The organism is Mesorhizobium sp. M1E.F.Ca.ET.063.01.1.1 (assembly GCF_003998155.1).
Classification (GTDB): domain Bacteria; phylum Pseudomonadota; class Alphaproteobacteria; order Rhizobiales; family Rhizobiaceae; genus Mesorhizobium.
Map to the genome: position 1 here is coordinate 1 of NZ_RZSC01000792.1, position 2638 is coordinate 2638.

Annotated in this window: 4 protein-coding genes and 1 pseudogene; all 5 read left to right on the forward strand. The window is 63.6% G+C overall.

Annotated elements, in window-relative coordinates; all coding sequences use genetic code 11:
* A pseudogene (locus EOA29_RS44105) lies at positions 1-116 on the forward strand (glycine oxidase); the annotation flags it as partial.
* A complete protein-coding gene (gene thiS, locus EOA29_RS32380) occupies positions 100-297 on the forward strand; it encodes a sulfur carrier protein ThiS (RefSeq protein WP_127222138.1) in 198 nt (65 codons plus the stop codon). The pseudogene EOA29_RS44105 and the gene thiS, both read left to right, overlap by 17 nt.
* A gap of 3 nt (positions 298-300) precedes the next feature.
* Complete coding sequence (locus EOA29_RS32385) at positions 301-1071, forward strand: thiazole synthase (RefSeq protein WP_127222139.1); 771 nt, start codon at positions 301-303, stop codon at positions 1069-1071.
* The gene (locus tag EOA29_RS32390; RefSeq protein ID WP_127222140.1) at positions 1071-1676 is read left to right on the forward strand and encodes a thiamine phosphate synthase; all 606 of its coding nucleotides are present in this window, start codon (positions 1071-1073) and stop codon (positions 1674-1676) included. The genes EOA29_RS32385 and EOA29_RS32390 overlap by 1 nt, the downstream gene beginning before the upstream one ends.
* Entirely contained in the window at positions 1667-2422 is a 756-nt protein-coding gene (locus EOA29_RS32395) for a hydroxymethylpyrimidine/phosphomethylpyrimidine kinase (RefSeq protein ID WP_127222141.1), read from the forward strand. The genes EOA29_RS32390 and EOA29_RS32395 overlap by 10 nt, the downstream gene beginning before the upstream one ends.
* Positions 2423-2638 lie beyond the last annotated feature (216 nt).

Here is a 2638-nt window from a genome sequence, read left to right on the forward strand (position 1 = left end):
TCAACGGCCTCTACCGCCACGGCTTCCTGCTCGCGCCGGCCATGGCGCGGCAGGCGGCCGACATCATCCTGGGAAATCCCGCCGCAAAGGAGTTGACCCTTGAAGCTCATCGTTAACAGCCAGCACCATGACGTCGCGGCCGAGACGCTCGCCGCACTGCTCATAGAACTCGACTTCCAGGGCAGTTGGCTCGCCACCGCACTAAACGGCGAAGTCGTGCACAGCAAAGCGCGCGACAACTGCCGGCTGACTGATGGCGACCGGATCGAAATCCTCTCGCCGATGAAGGGGGGCTGACCCATGCTCGAGTTCTACGGAGAGAAACTGTCGTCCCGTCTGCTGCTGGGCACCGCGCTCTACCCTTCACCCGCTGTTATGGCCGATGCCGTGAAGGCGTCCGGCTCGGAGATCGTCACCGCGTCGCTTCGCCGCGAGACCTCCGGCGGCAAGTCCGGCGGCCAGTTCTGGTCGCTGGTTCAGTCGCTGGGAGTTCGCGTCCTGCCCAACACCGCCGGGTGCCACTCGGCCAAGGAAGCGGTCACGACTGCGCGGATGGCGCGCGAGGTGTTCGCCACGAACTGGATCAAGCTCGAAGTGATCGGCAATCACGATACGCTGCAGCCTGATGTCTTCGGGCTGGTCGAGGCCGCAAAAATCCTTGCCTCGGAAGGCTTCGAAGTCTTTCCCTACACGACAGACGATCTTGTCGTTGCCGAGCGCCTGCTTGATGCCGGCTGCAGGCTGTTGATGCCCTGGTGCGCGCCGATAGGCTCCGCGCGCGGGCCGCAGAACCCGGATGCGCTGCGAAGCCTGCGCGGCCATTTTCCCGGCGTGCCGTTGATCGTCGATGCCGGCATTGGTCGGCCGTCGCATGCCGCAGCCGTGATGGAGCTTGGCTATGACGCGGTGCTTCTGAACACCGCGATAGCCAAGGCAGGCGATCCCGTGACTATGGCCGTGGCCTTCGGCAAGGCGGTAGAGGCGGGCCGTGAAGCCTATTGCGCCGGCCTGCTCGAGCCGCGCGACATGGCTGTCCCCTCAACCCCCGTCATCGGCATGGCAGCATTTTGATGAAGCTCGATCCGTTCTACCTGATCGTCGATTCCGCCGCCTCGATCGAACGTCTGGTGCCGCTTGGCGTGAAGCTGGTGCAGTTGCGCATCAAGGACCAGGACGAAGCGTCACTGCGGCGAGAGGTTCGTACCTCCAAGGCGATATGTGACCGCCACGGCTGCCAACTCATCGTCAACGACTACTGGCGTCTCGCGATCGAGGAGGATTGCGATTTCGTCCATCTCGGCCAGGAAGATCTTGCAGAAGCCGATGTGAAAGCGATCCGCAGGGCGGGCCTGAAGCTCGGCCTCAGCACCCACGACGACGCCGAGCTGGAAACCGCGCTGCAAGCCGAACCGGACTATGTCGCGCTCGGCCCGATCTACCCGACCATCCTCAAGGCGATGAAATGGGCGCCGCAGGGGCTGGACCGCATCGCCATCTGGAAACAGCGCGTCGGCGCGCTTCCACTGGTGGCCATTGGCGGGCTTACGGTCGAGCGCATTGCCGGTGTCTTCGCGCAGGGCGCGCAATGCGCCGCAGTAGTGACCGATATCACCCGCAATGCGCAACCCGAGGCGCGCGCAGTGGAATGGCTGGCGGCGACGGCGCAATGGCGATGACACCGCATGTGCTCATCGTCGCCGGGTCCGATTCCAGCGGCGGCGCTGGAATAGCCCGCGACATCGAGATCGTATCCGCCTTTGGACTGCGCAGTTGCCTCGCTGTCACGGCCGTTACTGTGCAGACGCACTCTGCCGTCGAGCGGATCGAGCAGATGCCGCCCGAGCTTATCGCCGCCCAGATGCGCGCTGCATTTGCCGCGAACACCGTCGCTGCGGTCAAGATCGGCATGCTGGGCACGGCGGCAGCAATCGAGGCGGTCGGTTCCGTCCTGGCGAGCAATCCGCAAATACCGGCGGTGCTCGACCCGGTACTGGCCTCAACTTCGGGACGGCGGCTGCTGGAGGACGATGCCATCGACGCATTGTGTCGTGATCTGATGCCGGTCTGTCGGCTCGTGACGCCCAATCTGGTCGAATTGGCAGCGCTGATCGGATCGGCGCTGGCCCGGGATGAAGAAAGGGCCCGTCTTCAGGGCGAGGAACTGTCGAAGACCCTCGGTACGGCTGTGCTTGTCAAGGGTGGACACGGGCGTGGAAGCAAGTCGGTCGATTTCCTGTTGCAGCCAGACAGTCCAGCCATTGAGTTTGAAGCACCTCGCCTCGGGCAAGGGATGCGCGGCACAGGTTGCATGCTGTCCAGCGCCATCGCCGCATCTCTTGCGCTCGGGATCTCGTTGGAAGAGAGCGTGTGCGCTGGGAAGCAATTTGTCTTCGACGCGCTCGCCCGATCGGCGACAACCTGACCCTGGTCTATCGGTATTCCTCCAGGCGGGTAATTCCATCCTGGACCTATGTCATTATATGCAGTCCCTGCGAAAGCACAGCGCCAGGGTAGATATCCCGCCGCCGAGCGACTAGCCCACTGCCTCGAGGAGATCATCTCTTGTCCCTGCGTCCGGCGCTGCTCCGCCACCTGAAATCACCAAAACTGTTTGCTGCAATCGACCGCGTCGCAGCTC

Excerpts from the sequence above, each read along its gene's own strand:
- EOA29_RS32390 (WP_127222140.1), top strand. The coding sequence starts at position 1,071 with ATGAAGCTCGATCCGTTCTACCTGATCGTCGATTCCGCCGCCTCGATC.
- EOA29_RS32385 (WP_127222139.1), top strand. The coding sequence starts at position 301 with ATGCTCGAGTTCTACGGAGAGAAACTGTCGTCCCGTCTGCTGCTGGGC.
- EOA29_RS32395 (WP_127222141.1), top strand. The coding sequence starts at position 1,667 with ATGGCGATGACACCGCATGTGCTCATCGTCGCCGGGTCCGATTCCAGC.